Below are 23253 nucleotides of genomic sequence, written 5' to 3'. Positions count from 1 at the left end.
TGCGTCCTTCAGCGTTTCCCCGCGCGCCGGTACACGCCGTTGAAGCGCACGTTCATGCCACCGCATTCGCTGTTGTCGGCCACGATCAGCACCTCGCCCAGCGAGTGCACGCGCACCCGGCACGTGTCCTCGACGAACTCGACATCAGCACCACGCGGCGTCGCGCGCGCTTCCACCTGGCCCATGTTCGGGCCATACGGGCGCTGTTCCGCCGTGGGGTTGGCAGAAGGCCAGTAGGCGTCGCCATCCACATGCAGTTGTCCACCCTGCACGGTGATGCGCAGGCCGTTGTCGCCGTCTTTCCAGTGGCCCACCCAGTCCTGCAGCGTTGGCACGGCCACCGGCAACGGCTGCAGCTTGCTGCGGTCCACCCAGCCGGCGCTGCCGCCCACCTTGTTCGGGAAGAACGCACAGCGGTAGCGGCCAAGGTCGCGACCGGTCACCACCGTATCGCCGTTGACCACATAGCTGCGCTGGCGGCAGGCCGGTTCGCCCTTGGCGGGGCACCCGTCCATGTCGCCGAGCAGATACAGGCGCGGTGCGTCGACCACCCGCGCCAGCGCGAACCGGCTCTGTTCGGAGGGGAACGCGCCATTGCGGCACGCGCCATCACCGGCGATGCCGGCAGCAAAGGCGGACGCGGGCAGCAATGCAGCCAGCAGGCAGAACGAACGCAGGAACATGGCAGCGCTATCGGTTGAGGAACCGGCAGGATATACCGGCCTACTTCACCGGCGGTGCATCACCGGCATCCTGCTGCTGGGAGAACCGCAGCGCACGCTGCCGCTGTTCGGCACTGAGCTCAGGCGGTGGCCGGGCGATGGCGGACTGGATCTGGTCGGGGCCACCGGTGAGCTTGTTCAGGCCCCGGCCCGCCGCCAGCACGCCCTTGACCACGCCCATCATGATGTAGCCGCCGCCCATGCTGACCTGCTCCGGTGACGGTGGCTCGCTCCAGTCGCGGCTGAAGCGGTTGTCGCCGAACTTCACCGGGTTCTTGAAGCGGTACAGGTCCAGCGGCTCGTCGTCGGGCTTGAGTGCACGCACCTCGCCGAGGGTGGTGACGTTGTCCTGCGGCAGGGCGGTGGAGATCGGCGCGGTGGCTGCTGCCGGGGCATCAGCAGGGGGAACGGGTGCAGGATCGGGCACCGATACCGGCGCGGCCTGCTGCGCCTGCGCGATGCCGGCCAGCAGCATGCCGGCCAGGAGTGCTCCCTGCGTTCCACGTCGTGCCACAGCCATCCGCCCTGTTGGTTGCGTCCAGCGCCCAAGGATACGGATGCCGGCTTCAGATTTCGTTGCTGCACTGGCAGCTGTTCAGCAAGGGGAGATGCGGCGGCGCCACGGGACGCGAGCACTGAACGGTTCACGCCCTCCGTGTGCGATGTCTCACATCCTGAGACGTGGATGTGGTGCCATGTGACCCCTCGCAATCCGTCCCGGCTCCACTTTCCATGGCTTACGAACTCGCCAAGCGCACCGCCGATGCCGAGCAGAAGCTCGCCACCCGCGATGGCCTGCCCGCCCGTGACGGCGCCCTGCTCAGCGCGCGCCTGCAGCGCCGCTACCAGGACCGCATCACCGGCAGCTTTGCCATTCCCGGCCGCGAGGGCCGCTATGCCCCCATTCCCGATGCGGTACCGTCGGCCCTGGCCGCGGCCCTGAAGGCACGCGGCATCGAGCAGCTCTACAGCCACCAGGCCGAGGCCTGGGAGGCCAGCCAGCGTGGTGAGCACGTGGCCATCGTCACCCCCACCGCCAGCGGCAAGTCGCTGTGCTACACCCTGCCCGTGGTCAGCGCGGCGATGCAGGACAAGGCCAAGGCGCTGTACCTGTTCCCGACCAAGGCGCTGGCACAGGACCAGGTGGCCGAGCTGCTGGAACTCAACCGTGCCGGCGATCTGGGCGTCAAGGCCTTCACCTTCGATGGCGATACCCCGGGTGATGCGCGCCAGGCGATCCGCCTGCATGGCGACATCGTGGTGTCCAACCCGGACATGCTGCACCAGGCGATCCTGCCGCATCACACCAAGTGGGCGCAGTTCTTCGAGAACCTGCGCTACATCGTCATCGACGAAGTACACACCTACCGCGGCGTGTTCGGCAGCCACGTCACCAACGTGCTGCGCCGGCTCAAGCGCATCTGCGCGTTCTACGGCGTGCAACCGCAGTTCATCCTGTGCTCGGCCACCATCGGCAATCCGCAGGCGCATGCCGAGGCGTTGATCGAGGCACCGGTCACCGCGATCACCGAATCCGGTGCGCCCAGCGGACCGAAACAGGTACTGCTGTGGAACCCGCCGGTGATCAATCCGGACCTGGGCCTGCGCGCCTCGGCACGCTCGCAGAGCAACCGCATCGCGCGCATCGCGATCAAGTCCGGGCTGAAGACCCTGGTGTTCGCGCAGACCCGGTTGATGGTCGAAGTGCTGACCAAGTACCTGAAGGACATCTTCGACCACGACCCGCGCAAGCCGCCGCGCATCCGCGCCTACCGTGGCGGCTACCTGCCCACCGAGCGTCGCGAGACCGAGCGTGCGATGCGCGCTGGCAACATCGACGGCATCGTCAGCACGTCGGCGCTGGAACTGGGCGTGGATATCGGCAGCCTGGACGTGGTCATTCTCAATGGCTATCCCGGCAGCGTGGCCGCCACCTGGCAGCGCTTCGGCCGCGCCGGTCGCCGCCAGCAGCCCGCGCTGGGGGTGATGGTGGCCAGCTCGCAGCCGCTGGACCAGTACGTGGTGCGGCATCCGGACTTCTTCGCCGAGGCCTCGCCCGAACATGCACGCATTGCACCTGACCAGCCGCTGATCCTGTTCGACCACATCCGCTGCGCAGCCTTCGAACTGCCGTTCCGGGTTGGCGATGGCTTCGGCCCGATCGATCCGGAAGTGTTCCTGGAAGCGCTGGCCGAAACCGAAGTCATCCACCGCGAAGGCGAGCGCTGGGAATGGATCGCCGACAGCTATCCGGCCAACGCGGTGAGCCTGCGCGCGGTGGCCGACGGCAACTTCGTGGTGGTCGACCGCAGCGACGGCCGCCAGCAGATCATCGCCGAGGTCGATTATTCCGCCGCCGCACTCACCCTGTACGAAGGCGCCATCCACATGGTGCAGTCCACGCCCTACCAGGTGGAGACGCTGGACTGGGACGGCCGCAAGGCCTATGTCACCCGCACGCATGTGGATTACTACACCGACAGCATCGACTTCACCAAGCTCAAGGTGCTGGACCGTTTCGACGGTGGCGTGGCCGGCCGTGGCGATTCGCACCATGGCGAAGTGCACGTGGTGCGTCGCGTGGCCGGCTACAAGAAGATCCGCTATTACACCCACGAGAACATCGGCTATGGGCCGGTGAACCTGCCCGACCAGGAACTGCACACCACTGCGGTGTGGTGGCAGCTGCCGCAGGCGCTGCTGCTGCGCGCGTTCGCCAGCAAGCAGGATGCGCTGGATGGCTTCCTTGGCGCCGCGTATGCCCTGCACATCGTCGCCACCGTGGCGGTGATGGCCGATGCGCGCGATCTGCAGAAGTCAGTCGGCAACGGCGATGGTGCCTGGTTCGCGATCGCCGACCAGAGCGGCCGTGGCCAGCTGCGCGGCAGCGAAGGCGACCCTGGCGCGGTGGAGCTGCTGCAGGAGTTCGTGCCGACCGTTTATCTGTACGACAACTTTCCTGGCGGCGTTGGCCTGAGCGAGCCGCTGTGGCAGCGCCAGGCCGAGCTGGTGCAGCGCGCGCGCGAACTGGTGCAGCGTTGCGACTGCAAGGCCGGTTGCCCGGCCTGTGTCGGCCCGGTGCTGGCTGCACAGGAGGAAGATGAAACCTCGCCGCGCGCGCTGGCGCTGCGCGTGCTCGACCTGTTCGACGCAGAAGCCTGCCAGCACGTGCGCGACATGGTGGTGACCACGCGCGAGCCGATGGAGCTGCTGGCACCGTGAGCCTGAGCCTGGACAAGCTGCGCCTGCTGCGGAAGCAGGCCGGCGACCCGAAAGCAGTCACGCCGGTGGCACCCGAGCCGCCCCCCCCGGCGCCGGCCCCGGTAGCCGCCAACGATGCACAGCAGCCACCGGCAGAGCGCTCGGTGTTCGCCTGGGTCGAACAGGAAATCCGCCACAAGCCGACCGGCGCTGCCGCGCCTGTGACGGCCGCCGCACCGTTGCGTCGACCGGAAGTGGGCAGCCTGCACCGCCTGCTCGGCCTGCGCTCGCGTGGTGGAGCCGCACCGGCACGCGCCAGTGCCCAGGATCGCCAGCTCCCCGGCGAGGAAATCGCGCCGGGACTGTTCCTGATCGAGTCGCTGCAGCCGCAACCGATTCCCGCAGAACCGCTTTCCCTGGCTTTCGCCAGGCGCGAGCACGAGCACGTCGCCGCGCGCGACCTGCTGTTCTTCGATACCGAGACCACCGGCCTGGCCGGCGGCACTGGCACCCGCGCCTTCATGATCGGCGCCGCCGACTGGCACGTGTGCCCGCAGCGTGGCGAAGGCCTGCGCATCCGCCAGTTGCTGATGTCGACGATGGCCGCCGAGGACGCGATGCTGGCCACCTTCGCCCGCTGGCTGCAGCCGTCCACCGTGTTCTGCAGCTACAACGGGCGCAGCTACGATGCGCCGCTGCTGAAGACGCGCTACCGGCTGGCCCGCCAGCGTTGCCCGATCAGCGCGCTGGATCACGTCGACCTGCTCTACCCGACCCGCCGCCGCTATCGCGGCACGTGGGAGAACTGCAAGCTGTCCACCATTGAGCGCCAGCTGCTGCGCGTGGTGCGCGAGGATGACCTGCCTGGCTCCGAAGCCCCGGGCGCATGGCTGCGTTTCCTGCGCGGCGGCGATGCGGTGAACCTGCGTCGGGTGGCCGACCACAACCATCAGGACGTGGTCACCCTGGCCCTGCTGCTGCAGCGACTGGTGCGCGAGGAGCAGCGCGAGCGCGAAACACTGGCGCTGGTCGGGCAGTAATGGCCCAGGGCCGCGTTGACATGCCCTGACGGTGGCAGCGGTGACACTGCCGCCACCATCCACGCCTGGAGCCCGACGATGCGCCTCAATCCGCTTGCCCTGCTCGCCATCCTGCCGCTGGCCGCCTGCAGCCACGCCGGCAGCAGCACCACCCACGATGCCGCACCGGCACCGGCACCGGCACCGGTGGCCGATGCCGCCCACGAATGCAGGCCGGAAGCGCTGGAAGCCTTCACCGGCAAGACCGCCGACGAGGCCACCATCAAGAAACTGGTCGCCGACAGCGGCGCCCGCAACGCGCGCGTGGTCAAGCCGGGCATGGCGGTCACCATGGACTTCCGCCAGGACCGCGTGACGGTGCAGGTGGACGCGCAGAACCGGATCGAGCGCGCCAGCTGCGGTTGATCAACCCAGTGGGTGCCGGCCACTGGCCGGCACCCCACATTGCCGGCCAGCGGCCGGCACTACCAGTCAGAGTCGCTCGGCCTTGCCGCTGGCCAGTGCGCGCGCGATCACCTGCTGCGCCTGCCGCGACGCCTGCTCATGCACGCGTGCCTGACGCTCACCCAACGCAGCCTGCCGGCTGCCCAGCGCCGCCTGGCGGCTGGCCAGTTCAGACTGCTGGCTGGCCAGTCGCTGCATGCCGCGGGTGTGGGTGGCCCGCGCGGTTTCGTTGTCCACTTCCTGCATCGCACGACGTGTCTCTGCAGCAGCCTCACGTGCAGCCTCACGTGCAATGGCCGCATCGTTGGTCGCGCCCCGCGCCGCCTTTGCCGCTTCTGCCGCCGCTTCGCGGTTGATGTCATGCGCGGCCATCGCGCTGCGCGCAGCCTCGGCAGCGGCCAGTGCCATGCGGCGCGCCTCCTCGCCCTGCAGGCGGCCCATCTCGCCCATCTGCCTGCCGAGTTCGCCCTGCTGGCGACCCAGCGCACTCTGTTGGCGGCCCAGCTCGCTCTGCTGGCGGCCCAGATCCGCCGCGCCGCTGTAGGCACGCTGCAGGCTCTGGATCATCATCGGGTCTCGCACCACGTAGCGCTTGTCGCCCTTGCGGAACCACAGCGCCGGGCCCTTGCCGAGCTGTCTGCGGGCCACCGTCACGTCGTCCATGCCGCCGTTGGCGAAGGTCGAATCGCCATCTACCAGCACGAAGGCCTCCGGCGGCGATTTGCCCAGGTCCAGGCGGCCGTAGGTGGTGATGGAAGTGGTGCGGGAGGTCGTGTGTTCACTGTGCATGCCGGTATCGACATCGACATCCGGATCCACGTCGACCGCCACATCCGCATCGTCCGGACCTGACAACGCCTCGACATCAGCCGGCTCGGCGGGCGGCGCGGGCGCCACCGGCACGGCCGGCACGCGCGCGGATGAAGGCGGTGCGGGCGGCGCTTTCGGAGCCTTCGGCGGCTGCGGCGGCACGACCTTCGGCGCCGCAGGAGGCGCGGGCGGTGCCGGCGGCACCGGCGCTGCGACCAGCCGCATCGGCGCCACGCCCACCACCAGCACCACCGCAGTCAACGCCATCGCCAGGATGCGCGGGCAGGACCGGCGCGACTGCAGCGAGAGCAGGCGGCGCTTGAGGCTGGTGGTATCCGGTGCGGCACTGGCCACGCCCAGATGCGGCTGCGGTGCCACGCCCAGCTGCAGCAGCAGACGGCCATAGGCCTGGCGGCTGGCACCGTGCTGGCCAACCACCGCTGCATCCACCGCTTCCTCGCGCGCCTGTGCATATTCACGCACCGACAGGCGCAGCAGCGGGTGGAAGAAGAACAGGTGCTGGGCCAGTGCAGGCAGCAGGCCCCATTGCAGGTCACGCCGCTGCAGGTGCTGCAGTTCGTGGGTCAGAGCCAGGTCCAGCGCGTCGCCCTGCAGGGCGTTGTCGCCCGCCGGCAGCAGCAGCACCGGGCGGAACGGCCCGACCAGCTGCGGTGCGTCCACCTGCGTGCTCATCCACAACCGCGGCGCAGGACGCACGCCGTGCGCATCGGAAGCCAGCTGCAGGGCCTGCACCAGCGCCTCGTCCTCGCAGGGATAGGCCGCTGCCAGCAGCGCGCGGCAGCGACGCCACTCACCGAAGGTACGCAGGGCCATCAGCAGCACGCCGGACATCCACAGCGTGGCCAGTGCGACGGCCCACCATGCCACCGCCGGCACATCCGCGGCGGGCATCGGCATTGCGGCCAACAGCTGTGCCGAGGCCTCCGGGGCCAGCGGGTAGACCATGTCGGCGGCCACATCGGTCGCGCTCATCGCCACCGCCTGCGGCGCCGGCAGCCAGGCCAGCTGCAACGGCTGGCTCCAGAACAGGCCGAGCACAGCCTGCAGCGAGACCAGCCACCACAGGCGGCAGCGGGTCGCCGCCGACAGCGACGGCAGCGCGCGGCATACGCCATACACCAGGGCCACCAGCAGCACGGTCTGCAGGCTGGTCCAGCCCAATCGTTCCAGCATCGGGATCAGCATCGTGGTGTCCATGGCTCAGCCCTCGTGGCGACGCGATTGGAGTTGGGCGACCAGCGCTTCCAGCTCGGCCAGTTCGTTGTCGCTGACCTGCTGGCGCTGCGACAGGTAGGCCACGAACGGCGACACCGAGCCCTGCAGGGTGTTGTCGACGAACTGCGCCACCGCGCCCTGCAGCACGCTCTGCGGGCCACGCGTGGCCTGGTAGCGGTAGACACCGTCCTGCTGCTGGCGCTGAAGATACCCCTTCGCCCGCAGTCGCTCCATCATCGTCAGCACGGTGGAGCGGGCCAGCCCACGGGCCTCCCCGTAGCCACTGGCGACCTCGCCGACCGTGGCCGGCGCATGTTCATCGATGTACTGCAGCAGGGCCAGCTCCTGGTCCCCGATCGTCTTGCCACGCATGACACCACTCCCTTGACTACACGTGTCGCCACTGTCTGCGTGACGACAACTGTAGTCAACCCCCCGGAAGTCATGGGCCGACGAACGGTAGGCACCACCGAGCGCCTAAACCTTTGACCCGCCCGCTGCATCCGATCCGCAACGCCCCGCTGGAATTCCACATGTCCCGCCCAATGCTCCGTGCCCTGCTCATGCTCATCAGTGCACTGCCCTTCGCCGCCGTTGCTGCCAGCCAGGACCAGGCCAACGACCAGACCCGCCGCCTGATCCGCCAGATCATGCTGGAGCAGCGCATCCCCGGATTGCAGGTCGCGGTGGTCAAGGACGGGCAGATCGTGCTGTCCGAGGCCTACGGTCTGGCCAATGTCGAGAACGGTGTGCGTGCCTCGCGCGACACCCGCTTCCCGCTCAACTCGGCCACCAAGGCATTCACCGGCGTGGCGGCTGCGCAGCTGGCGCAGGAGGGACGACTGGATCTGGACGCGCCGGCCTCGCGTTACCTGGATGATCTTCCGCCAGCGTGGAGAGACGTGCGCGTACACCAGTTGCTGGCGCATGCCTCAGGCCTTCCGGACATCCTTGATGCGAACGGACTGCTGGGCGGTGGCTCCGAAGCACAGGCGTGGACGGCGGTGACAGCGCGGCCGCTGGAAGCGGCGCCCGGGCAGCGCTTCGCCTACAACCAGACCAACTATGTCCTGCTGGCACGGATCATCGCGCAGCAATCCGGTATGTCCTACGAACGTTTCCTGGCCACACGCCAGTTCAGCAGCGCGCGCATGGCCCGCACCACCTTCGGCGACAGCTACGACCTGATTCCGGATGCGGCGACGATGTACAGCCTGGCCCCGCGTGCCACCGATGCTGTGGATGCACCGTCCCGCCTGTCGCACTGGTTCTACGACATACCGCCTTCGCTCTGGGCCGGTGGCGGCATCCTCACCACCGCTGACGACACCGCGCGCTGGCTCGTCGCACTGACCGAAGGCCGTTTGCTGCCGGAGACGGCACTGCGGCGGATGTGGAGCGCAGAGCGCCTCGCTGATGGCCGCGCCGGCCCGTGGGCGGGTGGCTGGGCGGTACTGCGCGCATCGCCCGACCTTCAGGTGGCCGGTATCGGCGGTGCGCGCTCGGCCTTCGTGGTCTATCCCGAGCGCGGCGTGGCGGTCGTGGTGCTGACCAATCTTGTCGGTGCCAATCCGCAGCAGTTCATTCCGCGCATTGCCGACTTCTATGTGCGCGATGCCTCAACGCCCCGTCACGAACGGGTCGGCCTTGCACGGCCGCAAGGGGCTGTCATCGCAGGGCCATAGCGCGGCGGGAACGGCCCTGGCCACTTCGAAGTGATCCTGGTTCCAGTGCAGGAAACCGCCGTGGATGGCATTGCCATGGTCGAAGCTGCGTGCATCGGCGGCCAGTGGCTGTTCGGGGTCGGCTTCGGCCACCCAGCGCAGTACTGGCACTTTGTCCAGCACGCCGATGAAGGCGAACAGATCGCCCGCGCCCTTGTCCTGGTAGGCCGTCATGGTCGCCGCATCGGGCAATCCGGCCTGCGCCAGGATGGATGCGGTGACATCCTGCAGCGGTGCGGCTCCCTGTGCGATGTAGGCGCGCATGCCCGTGGTGGTTGCCGGGCAGCCCTGCAGCTGCACCAGATAGCCGGTGGTACCGCCACTGCCGGAGAACGACCGCATCCAATAGCGGAAACGCGGCCCGCTGCGATCAGTAACCATCAAATCCTGCTGGCCATCCTGCGCGGGAATGGAGAGCACCTGCACCTTGCTGGCGCTCTCCACGTTGCACTTCAACTGCGCCAGCACCTGCCTGGCAGGTTCGGGCAGCGTAGCGTAGCGGCCGCCGGGATGGCCGCTGCCGGAAGCCTTCGGCAATGCGGGCAGTCCGCGATCCGTGGGAAGGGTCTGCGCAGGCAGGGCCTCCGGTTTCGCGGCCGAGCTGGCAGTGGGCGCCACCGGCGCGACGCGCTCTCCAGCGGGCGCGCAGGCACTGCAGGCCAGCAGCAGCATCAATGGAACGCTCGGCGTCAACTGCGATCGGATCATCGATCAACGCCCTCCCATCGCCGGCGCGTCCTGCTGCTGTGCCGGCGCGGGCGCAGGTGCAGCCTGTTCGCGCGATTGCTGCTGCAGCTGGCGCAGGCCGGTTTCCACCGCGGTCTCGCGCACCTCGGCCGCATTGACCCCTGCGCGCAGCGCCGCAGGATCGCCCGGGCTGCCCTGCACCAGGAACAGTGTCTCGCCAGCCGCACGGCCGGCGCTGGGATTGCTGGCCACGATCTGGTCGACCCGGGTGATGCCCGCGGCCTTCGCTTCGCGCAGCATCACCAGGCTGTAGTCCTCGGCATGCTCGGCGTAGCGTCCGCCCAGGGCCTGCAGGCGCGTACTGATCTGCTGCTGCAGGGCATGATCGCGATGCTGCGGCTGACGGGGGTCATCGTTGGCCGCGAGCGGCACGTCCTGCCCCAATTCGCGCGTCTGGCCGGGTGCAACCGAGGTCAGCACGTACTGCCAGCGGTTCTGCCCAGGCGTGCCGCGCACCGTCGACACGAAGTCGTCATACTCGCCGCCACCGATGGTCTGGCAACCGGCCGAATCGGTGTTGGAATGGCTGCCACGATGGATCTTGAAGGTGTCGTTGAGGTCCTGCACGCCCTGGGTATCACGCGCATCGAACCAGCCATCGCCATTGCTGTCGCGCTCCACCCGTCCGGCGCCCGCAGTGATCGCGTCCTGCGAAGGACGCAGCGCGAACTCATCGGGATGGCCATTGCGCGGATGGGTGGTCGCGCGCATCTCGATGGTGCCCTCGCCCAGGCGCCCCAGATCCTTGACCCGGTCGCCGTTGACGTCCTCGCCCTCGGTCTTGGTACGCGGCGCCACATTGCCAAAGCCCGGGCTGCGCGGCGCGGTCTTGGCATGGCCGTCGTACTGGGCGGTCGGCTCGGTCGTGGCCTGGTTGAACTCGCGCACGTGGCCGCGGCCCTGCGCATCCTTCCACAGCACCACGATGCGGTCATCGTAGACCCCACGTCCGCGCGCCTCGGTCGTGCGGTTCTCATCGCGCAACCCCAGCACCACGCGGTCCTGGGTTGCCATTGCATCGTTCGCTGCGATGTTGCCGCGCTGGGCCACGATGCTGCCATAAACGTCGTACTGCTGGGCCTGGCTCAATCCCGCTGTCTCGGCAGCATCGGGCATCCGCGGCGGGCGCGTCGCCTCGCCCAAGCGATCCAGCATCGGATTCACCGTAGCTGCATCCGCTGCGGCCACGCCCCCGTTCCGGCGCAAGCCCTCAAGCTCGGCGGCCGCACGCGCCGAGATATAGCGATCCAGCGATTCCTGCACCACTGCGCTCTGGCCGTCGTGCAGGGCCTGGAGGCGGGTGGCGGCAGCACGCGCATCGTTTCGCCGCAGCAGGGCGACGACCTCGTTGGCTGCGGCATTGATATCCATTTCGGGCATGGTCGGTCCTTGAACATGGTCGGTACAGGATCAGCCTACCCCAATCGCACGGTGTGGGGCCTTTGACAGGCCGCACACCTTCGCTGCCGCCGGATCCAGGCGGGAACCGACACGACTCAGCCGCGCGGCCCACCCATCACCGGCAGGATCGCCCCGCTGATGTAGCTTGCACAGACCGGCGAGGCCAGGAACACATACGCCGGTGACAGCTCTTCAGGCTGTGCAGGCCGGCCCATGTCGCTGTCCTTTCCGAACTCGGCGACATCCCCGGCCTGCTTGTCGGCCGGGTTCAGCGGCGTCCATACCGGCCCCGGCGCCACGCAGTTGACCCGGATGCCGCGCGGCAGCAGCTGGCTGGCCAGGGCCTTGGTGAACGCATGGATCGCGCCCTTGGTGGCCGAGTAGTCGATCAGCGCCTTGCTGCCGAAGAGTCCGGTTTCCGAGCCGGTGTTGATGATGCTGGCGCCCTCGCCCAGATGCGGCAGTACCGCACGCGCCATCTGGATGTAGCCGCCGATGTTGGTCTGCAGCGTCTCCTGCAGGTGCGCGTCTTCCAGATCCTCCAGCCGCTCGCAGTGCAGCTGGAACGCGGCGTTGTTGACCAGGATGTCGATGCCACCGAAGGCCTTGGCCACCTGCTTGACCGCCTTGTTGCAGAAGCGCGGGTCGCGCACGTCACCGGCGATCACCACACAGCGGCCACCTTCGCGCTCCACGTGCTGGCGGGTGATGTCGGCATCTTCGGCCTCGTCCAGGTGCAGGACCGCCACATCGGCGCCTTCGCGTGCGAACAGCACGGCCACAGCACGGCCGATGCCGGAATCACCGCCAGTGACGATCGCGCGCATGCCCTGCAGCTTGCCGCTGCCGGTGTAGTCCGGCGCGAGGAAGCGCGGTGCCAGCTCCAGTTCGTGCTCGTGCCCCGGCTTTGCCAGCTGCTGGGCCGGCATGTCCTCCGGCTGGCGGCGTGCGCCGGCCTGGGTCGCGGTCTTTTTCGTGGCCTTCTTGGCCGCGCGGGCGTCCTTGGCCTTTTCCTGGTCCTGCAGGCGCCGCTGCCGGGCGGCAACGCGGGCGGCGCGGGGATCACCAGCCGCCGCCTTGCGGGTTGCGGTCTTCACCACCCGCGGGCGAGCGGGGTCGGCAGCGGTCTGGGTCGCGGTGCTGCCCTTGCGCACCTTGGGTGAGGCTTTGCGGCGGGCGGGGGTCTTTCGGGTGGTGGCCATGCAGGTCTCCTCGGGGGGGGAATGGGATCGCCGGCCAGCGGCCGGCATTACCGGGCGCATGCGCCGCAGTACCGGGGGCGGCATCCGCCGCGACTGCAGTGTCTCCACACAGGCTGTTGGCGGGGGTGAGCGCACCGTATCCACGATGTGCACGGTGTTCATTCCGCCACCACGTGCGCCGTCGCACGCTGCACGCAACCACACCAAGGAATCCTTCCATGAAGCATGCCATCGCCACCGCCGCCGTCTGTCTCGCCCTCGCCGCCTGCAGCAGCACGCCGGTGGCCCAGGTGCAGCCGATCGACGGCGTGATTTCCGGCCAGTGCCACAGCGACAGGGTGCGTGGTGCGCTCGGCCTGGCCGCCTCCGCCGCAACCGTCGAGCGCGCGCGCGTGGACAGCGACAGCCTGCACGTGCAGGTGCTGCGCCATGACGGCCCGCGCGTGCCGCCGGCACACGAAGGCGGTGACCGCCTGACCATCGAGAAGGGCCGCACCAACAACATCACCGCGATCTATTGCGGCTGAGCCGGCGCGCCCTGCGCAGCACGCGCAGGGTGGCCTGCTCCCACTGGCGCGGCCCACGCAGGCCGGCCAGTTCCGCCAGTTCACCGCGCTCCCAGCCGGCGAACACGCAGGGGTCGATGTAGGCCTTGCGGCACACCGCAGGCGTATTGCCCAACTGGGTCGCCACCTTGCACACCACCTCACGCTGTACCTTGGCCAGCGCACGCTGGCTGGCCGGTTCGGGCAACTCGGTGGCCGCGAACGCTTGCACCGCGGCCAGGGTGCCGCCCCAGGTGCGGAAATCCTTGGCGGTGAATTCCTCGCCCATCACCTCGCGCAGGTAATCGTTGACCGCACCGGAGTCGACCGGCTGGATGGCACCGTCGTCGTCGCGATACTGGAACAACGCCTGGCCCGGCAACTGCTGCACGCCGCGCACCAGCGTGCCCAGCCGGCGGTCACCTACCGTCACTTCGTGCAGCTGCCCGGATTTGCCGCGGAAGCGCATCCGTACGCGCCCGCCGCGCAGCAGGTCGAGGTGCCGGTTGCGCAGCGTGGTCAGGCCAAAGGATCTGTTTTCCTTGGCATAGGACTCATTGCCTACCCGCACCAGGGTGTCGGCCAGCAGCGCGACCACGACCGCCAGCACCTTCTCGCGGGGGAAGCCGCTGTGCTTGAGATCGCGGCTGAGCCGGCGCCGCAGCGCGGGTAGTGCTTCACCAAAGGCGATCACCCGGTCGAACTTGCCGGCGTCGCGCACTGCGGCCCAATCAGCGTGGTAGCGGTACTGCTTGCGCCCGCGGGCATCGCGGCCGGTGGCCTGCAGATGGCCATTGGCGTGGGCGCAGATCCATACGGCGGTATAGGCCGGTGGAATCGCCAGCGCGCGGATGCGCTGCAGGGTGGCGGCATCGCGCACCGCATGGCCATCGGCATCCCGGTAGCTGAAGCCCTTGCCGGCGCGGCGCCGGCTGATGCCCGGCTGGGTGTCATCGACATAGCGCAGGCCCGCAGCGCGCGCGGCCTGTCGTTCGGGGGTAGAGGGGGTCGGCATGCGCGCAGTGTCGCTGCCGCGCTGCCGCGATCCTGTCGATAACACAAGACAAACACGTGAGGATCGGTTCGCCGCTATGCTCGGGCTTTCACAATCCCTTCCGGAGTCATGATGTCGTTCCCGATTCGCGCCCGTTCGCTCTCCGCCCTGCTGCTGCCGGCCGTGCTGGCCCTGACCGCCTGCCAGGCACCGGCGCTGGATGAACAGGATTCGGCCACGGCCCATGCCCAGCAGGCTGCCGAAGCCGCCAAGGCACCGGCCGACGAAGCCGGCAAGGCCACCGAGGCACCGCCGGTCGGCACCTGCGATGCCAGCCAGGTGCAGAGCCTGGTCGGCCAGGCCTACGCCGACGCGCTGGGCAAGCAGGCGCAGGAAGATGCCGGTGCCCACCAGCTGCGCGTCATGAAGCCCAACGACGTGGCCACGATGGAATTCCTCGGCGACCGCCTGAACATCGAAGTGGACGACAAGGGCCTGGTCAGCGGCGTGCGCTGCGGCTGAGGCCGACCCCGCGCCGGCACGGGGTTGCCGGCGCGTTCTGTTGCACCTGCAACCGTGTATTGCGGCGCTGCAGCAACCTGTGATCTAGTCGAGGCATCCGGTGGCCTCACGATGCGCTCCAGGGAATGAGCGGGGACGAGTGTCGCCGCCAACCCTATACGCATCGAGGTAGAGATGGCCCCCCGCAACCGCCAAGGGCTTTACGACCCGCGCTCCGAGCGCGATGCCTGTGGATTTGGCATGGTCGCCCAGCTCGACGATCAACCTTCGCGCCTGTTGGTTGATACCGCCATCGCCGCGCTTTCGCGCATGACCCACCGTGGCGGCGTCGCCGCCGATGGCCTGACCGGCGATGGCTGTGGCCTGCTGCTGCGCCGCCCCGATGCATTCCTGAAACTGCTGGCCAGCGAAGCCGGCATCACCACCGCCGCGCGCTTCGCTGCCGGCCTGGTGTTCCTGCCGCACGACAGCGAGGCCGCCGACGCCTGCCGTACCCAGCTGCAGGCGCAGGTGGAAGCGGTCGGCTGCAAGGTCGCCGGCTGGCGCGAGGTACCCACCGATGACAGCGTCTGCGGCCAGCTGGCGCGCGATACCCTGCCGCGCATCGAACAGGTGTTCGTCGATGCCGGTGTCGGCCAGGACGATGCCGGCTTCGCGCTGGCGCTGTTCCTGGCCCGTCGCCGCAGCGAACAGCAGCTGCGCGATCACGCTGATTTCTACGTCACCACCCTCACCCCCGATGCGATCAGCTACAAGGGCATGGTGCTGCCGGACAAGCTCAGCCGCTTCTATCCCGACCTGCAGCGGCGCGAACTGGCCTCCAGCGCGATCGTGTTCCACCAGCGCTTCTCGACCAACACGCTGCCGCGCTGGCCGCTTGCCCACCCGTTCCGGATGCTCGCCCACAATGGCGAGATCAACACCATCGAAGGCAACCGCCGCTGGGCCCAGGCGCGCAGCAAGGTGTGGAAGACGCCGCGCTTCGACATCGCCGAATTCGACCCGGTGATCTCCATGCACGGCTCGGACTCGCAGAGCCTGGACAACATGCTGGAACTGATGGTCGCCGGTGGCATGGAGCTGATCCAGGCGCTGCGCATCCTGGTGCCGCCGGCCACCCAGTCGCTGGAGTTCAAGGACCCGGACCTGGCCGCGTTCTACGAGTTCCACGGCCTGAACAGCGAGCCGTGGGATGGCCCGGCCGGCATCGTTGCCTGCGACAGCCGCTACGCCGTCTGCACCCTCGACCGCAACGGCCTGCGCCCGGCACGCTGGATGCTGACCGCCGACCGCCACTTCCTGGTTGCCTCTGAAGCGGGCGTGTGGGAAGTGCCCACCGAGCGGGTGGTGCGCAAGGGCAAGCTCGGCCCCGGCGAAATGATCGCGATCGACCTCAAGCGCGGCGACCTGCTCGACTCCGATGCGGTCGACCGCATCAACCGCGGCCGCGCGCCCTACAAGCAGTGGCTGCAGCAGGGCGTGACCTACCTGCAGACCGAACTGATCGACCCGTCGCTGGTGGAAGAGCCGTTCGACGAAGCCACCCTGCGCAGCTACCACAAGCTGTACCAGCTCAGCAGCGAGGAAGTGGAGCAGGTGCTGCGGCCGCTGGCCGAGACCGAGCAGGAAGCCACCGGCTCGATGGGCGACGACACGCCGATGGCGGTGCTGAGCCAGCGCAGCCGCCCGCTGTACGACTATTTCCGCCAGGCCTTCGCGCAGGTCACCAACCCGCCGATCGATCCGCTGCGCGAAGATTGCGCGATGTCCCTGTCCACCCAGCTCGGCAAGGAGACCAACATCTTCCATGCCGGTCCGGAGACGGTGAACCACGTCATCCTCAATTCGCCGGTGCTCAGCCAGCGCAAGCTGCGCCAGCTGCTGAAGATGGACCAGTACGCGCAGGCCAACCGTCTGCTCGACCTGTCCTACAGCGAAGACGAGGGCCTGCGTGCCGGCATCGAGCGCATCTGCGCCGAGGCCGAACAGGCCGCGCGCGACGGCATGGTGATGCTGCTGCTGTCCGACCGCTACCCGGTGGCCGGGCGGCCGATGGTGCATGCGCTGCTCGCCACCAGCGCCATCCACCACCACCTCTCGCGGCTGGGCCTGCGCTGCGACGTGAATCTCATCGTCGAGACCGGCACCGCGCGCGACCCGCACCACATGGCCTGCCTGCTCGGCTTCGGCGCCACGGCGGTGTATCCGTACCTGGCCTACCAGACCCTGTTCGACCTGGGCCGCCGCGGCATCCTCAAGCTCAGCAAGGGCGGTGAGCAGTCGCAGATCGGCCGCCGCTACCGCAAGGGCGTCTACAAGGGGCTGTCGAAGATCATCTCGAAGATGGGCATCTGTACCGTGGCCAGCTACCGCGGCGCGCAGCTGTTCGAGATCATCGGCCTGGAACCGGAGGTCGTCGATCTGTGCTTCCCGGATACCGCCTCGCGCATCGGTGGCGCGGGTTTCGCGCGCCTGGATGCCGACGCGCGCGAGCTGTGCGCGCAGGCGTGGGACGCGCAGCAGGACGTGGATGTCGGCGGCCTGCTGAAGTACGTGCACGGCGGCGAGTACCACATGTACAACCCGGACGTGGTCACCACCCTGCAGCGCGCGGCGCGCAGCGGCGATCCGCGTGCCTGGCAGCAGTACTGCGATGCGGTGCATGCGCGCCCGCCCTCGGCACTGCGTGACCTGCTGGAACTGGTCCCTGCCGCCACGCCCGCACCGCTCGATGAAGTGGCCCCGGCCAGCGAACTGTTCCCGCGCTTCGATACCGCGGCGATCAGCCTCGGCGCCCTGTCACCGGAAGCGCATGAAGCGCTGGCGATTGCGATGAATCGCCTGGGGGGCCGCAGCAATTCCGGCGAAGGCGGTGAAGACCCCGCACGCTATGGCACCGCCAGGCGCAGCAAGATCAAGCAGGTGGCCTCCGGGCGCTTCGGCGTGACCGCCGAGTACCTGGTCAATGCCGAGGTGCTGCAGATCAAGGTCGCGCAGGGTGCCAAGCCCGGCGAGGGTGGCCAGCTGCCCGGGCACAAGGTCAACGAACTGATCGCGCGGCTGCGCTATGCGCGCCCGGGCATCGGTCTGATTTCGCCGCCGCCGCATCACGACATCTATTCGATCGAGGACCTGGCGCAGCTGATCTACGACCTCAAGCAGGTCAACCCGACCGCGCTGGTGTCGGTGAAGCTGGTCAGCCATGCCGGCGTCGGAACGATTGCGGCGGGCGTGGTCAAGGCCGGTGCGGACCTGATCACCATCTCCGGCCATGATGGCGGCACCGGTGCCTCGCCGGTCAGCTCGATCCGCTATGCCGGCGTGCCGTGGGAGCTGGGCGTGGCCGAGGCGCACCAGGCGCTGCTCGCCAACGACCTGCGCGGCCGTACCCTGCTGCAGACCGATGGCGGCCTGAAGACCGGGCTGGACGTGGTCAAGGCCGCATTGCTGGGCGCCGACAGCTTCGGCTTCGGCACCGCGCCGATGATCGTGCTGGGCTGCAAGTACCTGCGCATCTGTCACCTCAACAACTGTGCCACCGGCGTGGCCACCCAGGACGAGCGCCTGCGCGAGAACCACTTCACCGGGCAGCCCGAGCGCGTGGAGAACTTCTTCCGGCTGCTGGCCGAAGAAGTGCGCGGCTGGCTGTCCTACCTGGGCGCGCGTTCGCTGGAAGAGATCGTCGGCCGTACCGACCTGCTGCGCCAGATCGAATCTGCGCCGCGCGACGGCGTGCGCGTGGACCTGTCGCGCCTGCTGGCCGACAGCCGCTACGAGGGCAGCCACTGCGCCGCGCAGCGCCTGTACGAATCGCCGGACAGCCTGGCCACGCAGATGGATGGCCTGCTGGCGCCGTCGATCCAGCACAAGCGCGGCGGCGAGCATCGCTTCCTGATCCACAACACCGACCGCAGCATCGGTACCCGCCTGGCGGGTGCCGTGGCGCGCGCGCACGGCAACCAGGGCATGGCCGAGGCACCGCTGGAACTGCGCTTCCGTGGCAGCGCCGGGCAGAGCTTCGGCGCCTTCAATGTCGGTGGCCTGCACCTGGAGGTGGAAGGCGAAGCCAACGATTACGTCGGCAAGGGCATGGCTGGCGGCCGGCTGGTGGTGCGGCCGCCGCGTGGCGCGCGCTTCGAGGCACGCAGCACCGCCATCATCGGCAACACCTGCCTGTACGGTGCCACCGGCGGTGAGCTGTTCGCTGCCGGCCGCGCCGGCGAGCGCTTCGCGGTGCGCAATTCCGGCGCACTGGCCGTGGTCGAAGGTGCCGGTGACCACTGCTGCGAGTACATGACCGATGGCGTGGTGCTGGTGCTGGGCAAGGTCGGGCTGAACTTCGGCGCCGGCTTCACCGGCGGCCTGGCCTACGTACTGGACGTGGACCGTGATTTCGTCGACCGCTACAACCACGAGCTGATCGACATCCATCGCGTGTCCGCCGAAGGCTTCGAGAACTACCGCCAGCACCTGCACCGCCTGATCGGCCGCCATCGCGAGCTGACCGGCAGCATCTGGGCACAGCAGATCCTGGACGAGTTCCGCGATTACATCGGCAAGTTCTGGCTGGTCAAACCCAAGGCCGCCAGCATCGAGTCGCTGACCGAAACCCTGCGACGCGCCGCGTGATGTTTTCCGGTAGTGCCGGCCGCTGGCCGGCAACGTTCCCCCCCGCATTCCAGAGCCCGCCATGAGCCGCAAGCACGCCTTCCAGTTCCTCGACCTGCCCCGCACCATGCCGCAGCGCATCCCGGTGGAACTGCGCACGTCCGGCGACTGGGGCGAGCTGTACGGAAAATTCGGCAAGGAGGACGCCCAGTACCAGGCGGGCCGCTGCCTGGACTGCGGCAACCCGTACTGCAGCTGGAAGTGCCCGGTGCACAACGCCATTCCGCAGTGGCTGCAGCTGGTGCAGGAGAACCGCATCCACGAAGCCGCCACGCTGTGCCACAGCACCAACCCGCTGCCGGAGGTGTGCGGCCGGGTCTGCCCGCAGGATCGCCTGTGCGAGGGCAGCTGCACGCTGGAAGAGTTCGGTGCGGTCACCATCGGTGCGGTGGAGAAGTACATCGTCGATACCGCGCTGGCCAGCGGCTGGCGCCCTGACCTGGGCGCGGTGCAGCCGACCGGCCGCAGCGTGGCGGTGATCGGGGCCGGTCCCGCGGGCCTGGCCTGCGCCGACCGCCTGGCCCGCGCCGGCATTGCCGCGGTGGTCTATGACCGCTACGAGCAGATCGGCGGCCTGCTGCAGTTCGGCATTCCCAGCTTCAAGCTGGACAAGGACGTGATCCACCGGCGCCGCGACGTGCTGGAGGGCATGGGCGTGCAGTTCCGCCTCGGCGTGGAGATCGGCCGCGACCTCAGCGTGCAGCAGCTGCTGGACACCCACGATGCGGTGTTCATCGGTACCGGCGCCTACCGCTACACCGATGGTGGCCTCGACGGCCAGGACCTGAAGGGCGTGCTGCCGGCGCTGCCGTTCCTGGTGCAGAACAGCCGCATCGTCGGCGGCGATGACCCGAAGGGCCGGCCGATTGCCGGCTGGGAAGACACCATCGCCCTGCCCGACCTCAACGGCAAGCGGGTGGTGGTGCTCGGTGGTGGCGATACCGGCATGGACTGCGTGCGCAGCGCGGTGCGCCTCGGCGCGGCCAAGGTCACCTGCGCCTACCGGCGCGACGAAGCCAACATGCCCGGCAGCGCTCGCGAAGTGGCCAATGCGCGCGAAGAGGGCGTGCGCTTCCTGTTCAACCGCCAACCGCTGTCGATCGAAGCCGGCGCCGACGATGAAGTGATCGGCGTGACCGTGGTCGAAACCCGGCTGGGCGAACCCGATGCCAATGGCCGCCAGAACGCCGTGCCGATCGAAGGCAGTGAATCCCTGCTGGAAGCGGACGTGGTGATCATCGCCTTCGGCTTCTCGCCGAGCGTGCCGGCGTGGCTGGCGGACCTGGGGGTGGAAGGCCAGCCCAACGGCCGCATCGTCGCCGGGGGCAAGGACCGCCTGCCGTTCCAGACCGCGCATCCACGCCTGTTCGCCGGTGGCGACGCGGTACGCGGTGCAGACCTGGTGGTGACCGCCGTGGCCGAAGGCCGCGACGCCGCTGCCAGCATCGTCCGCCTACTGGCGCACTGAGTCCGGCAACAGCAGCTCCTCCAGCAGCGCGCGCAGTTCGCACGGCGCCACCGGCTTGGCCAGGAAATGGTCGATGCCCGCATCACGGCAGGCCTCGCGTGTGCGTTCCAGCACACTGGCAGTCAGCGCGACGATCGGCACCTGCGCACGGATGGTGCAGGTATCGCCACGGATCGCCCGTGCCAGCGCGAAGCCGTCCATGTGCGGCATATGGCAGTCGGTGATGACCAGATCAAAGGGCTGCGCCTGCCAGGCCTCCCATGCCTGCTGGCCGTCGTCGCAGGCGTGTACCTGCAGCCCCAGCTCGCGCAGGCGCTGTACCAGCAACTGCAGGTTGGTCGGATGGTCTTCAACAACCAGTGCCCGCGCCGGCGGCAGCGGCCGTTGCACGGCCGTCGTGAGCACCGGTACCACCGTCGGTGCCGCACAGGCCGCCAGCACCAGTTCCAGCCATACGGTGGTTCCCTTGCCCGGCGCGCTGCGCAGGTGCAGCTGGCCCCCCATCGATGCCGCCAGCTCGCGGCAGATCGACAGGCCCAGCCCACTGCCACCAAAGCGGCGCGTGGTCGAGGTCTCGGCCTGCTCGTAGGCAGCGAATACCGCCTGTTGCCGCTCCATGCTGATGCCCACGCCCGTATCGGTCACCTGCAGGCGCAACCGCTGCCCGCCATCGCGCTGCTGCAGCACATGGGCCTGCAGCACCACGCTTCCCTGCAGAGTGAACTTGAGTGCATTACCGGCCAGGTTGAACAGGACCTGGCGCAGGCGCAGCCCATCGGCCAGCGACCACTGCTGCAGCATGGGGTCGATCTCGCTGTGCAGGTGCAGGCCGCGGCTGGCCGCGACGGGCATCAACAGCTGCTGCACCGCGCGCACCAGCGCCGCAAGATCGGTCGGCCGCAGCTGCAGTGGCGCTGGCTGCAGGCGCTGGCTGTGCAGCACATCGTCCAGGATCTGCCGCAGCATCTGCGCGGCATCACCCACGGTGGTCAGCACCTGCCGCTGGCCCGCATCCAGGTCACTGGCAGCCAATCGCTCCAGCATGCCCAGCAGGGTACTCATCGGCGTGCGGATCTGGTGGCTCATGGTCGCCAGGAAATGGCTCTTGGCCAGCGCCGCCTGCTCGGCCGCGCGGCGCGCCTCGGCCAGCGCTACTGCACGCGCCTGTGCTTCACTGACATCCAACCAGTAGCCGCTCCACTCCACGCTGCTGTCATCGCACTGCAGCGGTCGTCCCTGTGAGCGGACCCAGCGCCAGCCCTGCGCCGACCGGGTGCGGAACGTAACGTCGATGGGACCGCGCACCAGCGCGGCCGCTTCGATGCACGCCATCACCCGGCTGCGGTCGTCGGCATGCACCGCGGCCAGCAGTTGCAGATGGTCGATCCGCGCAGTCTCCACGCTTACGCCGAACAACGCCTGCACGTCACCGGCGATCTGCGCCAGGCTGTAGTGGCCGGTTGCCGAACGGCGGGCCTGGTAGACCACCGCCGGCAGGTTCGCGGTGACGTCGTGCAACCGCTGCTCCAGCACGCGGCGACGCACGCTCTCGCGATGCACGCGCCAGTAGCCGAAGGCATGCAGCAGCACGAGCGCGAGCAGGATCAGCGACGCCGGCACCAGCCAGCGCAGCGCCGAACCGGTGAGCCGCGCGCGTGGCCGGTCCGGCAGCCAGGCGCTGCGGCTCGACGCGCGATGTGCATCGCTCTCCTGCAGGAGCCGCTGGTCGAAAGCAGCGACCACCTCGGCACAGGCCGGCACGGCCGCGAGTACCAGTGCATCGCCGAAGCCCGCGGGTGCCGCGATCACCACAGCATCGCCTGGCTCCGCGCGGAGCGCGGCCTCCAGTTCAGCGAGATTGGCGACCACGGCGTCGACCAGCCCGGCGCGCAGCAGTGACAGCGCGTGGTCCAGCGGCGCAGGGGCCAGCAGCTGCGCCCCCGGGGCCTGCTCGGCCAGCAATGGCTCCAGCGGCAGCCGGTCCGGGCTGGCCACGCTGCGGCCACGCAGGCCCTCCAGCCCCAGCACCGCAGCGGCGCCCTCGCGCCGCACGATCACCTGCGGCACCTCCAGGTAGGCCCTGCTGGCCACCCAGCCTGTCGGCAGCTGTGCGCGCGGCCAGCCCAGCAGCACCTGGGTGCCGGCCGGCAGTGCTCCCTCGGTAAGTACCGTCGCAGGCAACGGCTTCGCATGCTGCGCCGCCTGCATGCCCAGCAGCGGCAGGTAATCCGCGGCCAGTCCCGCAACCTCGCCCTGCTGGCTGTATGACAGGGGCGGCCGGTCGGAGCGCCATGCCACCTGCAGGGGGCCCGTACAACCGGATGCAGCGGCGATGCCGGGCAGCAACAGCGATGCCATGACGGCGGCGACGGCGCGGCGGCCGGCGACATTCACGGTAGACGTCCTCATTTCGCGGGCAGGAACCACGGCCGCGCAGCGGTACCGCTGCCAGCCACGCTAGCGAGGCAGGCTTCCGCCACAATGAGAAAAATTGGAAAAGCATCCGCATCGGCGAATGCCGACATACAC

The 23253-nt window shown here is 69.0% G+C and carries 17 protein-coding genes; 8 read left to right on the top strand and 9 right to left on the bottom strand.

From position 1 onward, the window contains the following. Positions 1 to 8: 8 nt before the first annotated feature. Positions 9 to 683 carry a hypothetical protein gene (locus tag VG566_RS13590; protein WP_197561637.1) on the bottom strand — a complete coding sequence of 225 codons (675 nt, stop codon included), beginning with the start codon at positions 681 to 683 and terminating at the stop codon, positions 9 to 11. 40 nt (positions 684 to 723) lie between these two features. Next, the gene (locus VG566_RS13585) at positions 724 to 1242 is read right to left on the bottom strand and encodes a hypothetical protein (protein ID WP_032957598.1); all 519 of its coding nucleotides are present in this window, start codon (positions 1240 to 1242) and stop codon (positions 724 to 726) included. Between the two features lie 212 nt (positions 1243 to 1454). Here VG566_RS13585 and VG566_RS13580 point away from each other — a divergent pair, with 212 nt between their 5' ends. From VG566_RS13580 to VG566_RS13570, 3 genes are all read left to right on the top strand, one after another. After that, a complete protein-coding gene (locus VG566_RS13580) occupies positions 1455 to 3944 on the top strand; it encodes a DEAD/DEAH box helicase (RefSeq protein ID WP_197561636.1) in 2490 nt (829 codons plus the stop codon). Next, the gene (locus tag VG566_RS13575; RefSeq protein ID WP_049404226.1) at positions 3941 to 4963 is read left to right on the top strand and encodes a ribonuclease H-like domain-containing protein; all 1023 of its coding nucleotides are present in this window, start codon (positions 3941 to 3943) and stop codon (positions 4961 to 4963) included. The genes VG566_RS13580 and VG566_RS13575 overlap by 4 nt, the downstream gene beginning before the upstream one ends. A gap of 78 nt (positions 4964 to 5041) precedes the next feature. Further along, positions 5042 to 5368 carry an I78 family peptidase inhibitor gene (locus VG566_RS13570; RefSeq protein WP_197561635.1) on the top strand — a complete coding sequence of 109 codons (327 nt, stop codon included), beginning with the start codon at positions 5042 to 5044 and terminating at the stop codon, positions 5366 to 5368. Between the two features lie 66 nt (positions 5369 to 5434). On the opposite strand, the gene VG566_RS13565 is transcribed toward VG566_RS13570, so the two are convergent. Next, positions 5435 to 7435 carry a M56 family metallopeptidase gene (locus tag VG566_RS13565; RefSeq protein ID WP_241884649.1) on the bottom strand — a complete coding sequence of 667 codons (2001 nt, stop codon included), beginning with the start codon at positions 7433 to 7435 and terminating at the stop codon, positions 5435 to 5437. A 3-nt stretch (positions 7436 to 7438) separates the two neighbouring features. Beyond that, a complete protein-coding gene (locus tag VG566_RS13560; RefSeq protein WP_014645465.1) occupies positions 7439 to 7825 on the bottom strand; it encodes a BlaI/MecI/CopY family transcriptional regulator in 387 nt (128 codons plus the stop codon). A gap of 191 nt (positions 7826 to 8016) precedes the next feature. On the opposite strand from VG566_RS13560, the gene VG566_RS13555 reads away from it, so the two are divergent. After that, positions 8017 to 9138, top strand: a complete 1122-nt coding sequence (locus tag VG566_RS13555) for a serine hydrolase domain-containing protein (protein WP_241884658.1) — start codon at positions 8017 to 8019, stop codon at positions 9136 to 9138. Here the strand turns inward: VG566_RS13555 and VG566_RS13550 are convergent. From VG566_RS13550 to VG566_RS13540, 3 genes are all read right to left on the bottom strand, one after another. Then, complete coding sequence (locus VG566_RS13550) at positions 9073 to 9885, bottom strand: hypothetical protein (RefSeq protein WP_241884650.1); 813 nt, start codon at positions 9883 to 9885, stop codon at positions 9073 to 9075. The two genes, VG566_RS13555 and VG566_RS13550, sit on opposite strands and share 66 nt — an antisense overlap. Positions 9886 to 9888: 3 nt before the next feature. Next, on the bottom strand, positions 9889 to 11304 hold the full coding sequence (locus VG566_RS13545; RefSeq protein WP_164110653.1) for an XVIPCD domain-containing protein: 1416 nt from the start codon (positions 11302 to 11304) through the stop codon (positions 9889 to 9891). Positions 11305 to 11420: 116 nt separating this feature from the next. After that, the gene (locus tag VG566_RS13540; RefSeq protein ID WP_241884651.1) at positions 11421 to 12527 is read right to left on the bottom strand and encodes an SDR family oxidoreductase; all 1107 of its coding nucleotides are present in this window, start codon (positions 12525 to 12527) and stop codon (positions 11421 to 11423) included. A 218-nt stretch (positions 12528 to 12745) separates the two neighbouring features. On the opposite strand from VG566_RS13540, the gene VG566_RS13535 reads away from it, so the two are divergent. Next, on the top strand, positions 12746 to 13054 hold the full coding sequence (locus tag VG566_RS13535) for a hypothetical protein (RefSeq protein ID WP_014645461.1): 309 nt from the start codon (positions 12746 to 12748) through the stop codon (positions 13052 to 13054). On the opposite strand, the gene VG566_RS13530 is transcribed toward VG566_RS13535, so the two are convergent. Continuing rightward, the gene (locus tag VG566_RS13530; protein ID WP_111206357.1) at positions 13032 to 14087 is read right to left on the bottom strand and encodes a DNA topoisomerase IB; all 1056 of its coding nucleotides are present in this window, start codon (positions 14085 to 14087) and stop codon (positions 13032 to 13034) included. The two genes, VG566_RS13535 and VG566_RS13530, sit on opposite strands and share 23 nt — an antisense overlap. A gap of 111 nt (positions 14088 to 14198) precedes the next feature. Between VG566_RS13530 and VG566_RS13525 the strand changes: the two genes are divergently transcribed. From VG566_RS13525 to VG566_RS13515, 3 genes are all read left to right on the top strand, one after another. Beyond that, on the top strand, positions 14199 to 14588 hold the full coding sequence (locus VG566_RS13525; protein WP_014035471.1) for an I78 family peptidase inhibitor: 390 nt from the start codon (positions 14199 to 14201) through the stop codon (positions 14586 to 14588). A gap of 174 nt (positions 14589 to 14762) precedes the next feature. After that, a complete protein-coding gene (gene gltB, locus VG566_RS13520) occupies positions 14763 to 19217 on the top strand; it encodes a glutamate synthase large subunit (protein WP_241884652.1) in 4455 nt (1484 codons plus the stop codon). A 61-nt stretch (positions 19218 to 19278) separates the two neighbouring features. After that, positions 19279 to 20724: an FAD-dependent oxidoreductase gene (locus VG566_RS13515; RefSeq protein WP_032962391.1), complete on the top strand. Its 1446-nt coding sequence runs from the start codon at positions 19279 to 19281 to the stop codon at positions 20722 to 20724. On the opposite strand, the gene VG566_RS13510 is transcribed toward VG566_RS13515, so the two are convergent. After that, a complete protein-coding gene (locus VG566_RS13510) occupies positions 20710 to 23118 on the bottom strand; it encodes an ATP-binding protein (RefSeq protein ID WP_241884653.1) in 2409 nt (802 codons plus the stop codon). The two genes, VG566_RS13515 and VG566_RS13510, sit on opposite strands and share 15 nt — an antisense overlap. Positions 23119 to 23253 lie beyond the last annotated feature (135 nt).

It is taken from the genome of Stenotrophomonas sp. CASM114, assembly GCF_049384325.1.
GTDB lineage: Bacteria > Pseudomonadota > Gammaproteobacteria > Xanthomonadales > Xanthomonadaceae > Stenotrophomonas > Stenotrophomonas muris.
This window is presented reverse-complemented; position numbering and strand designations above follow the sequence as displayed.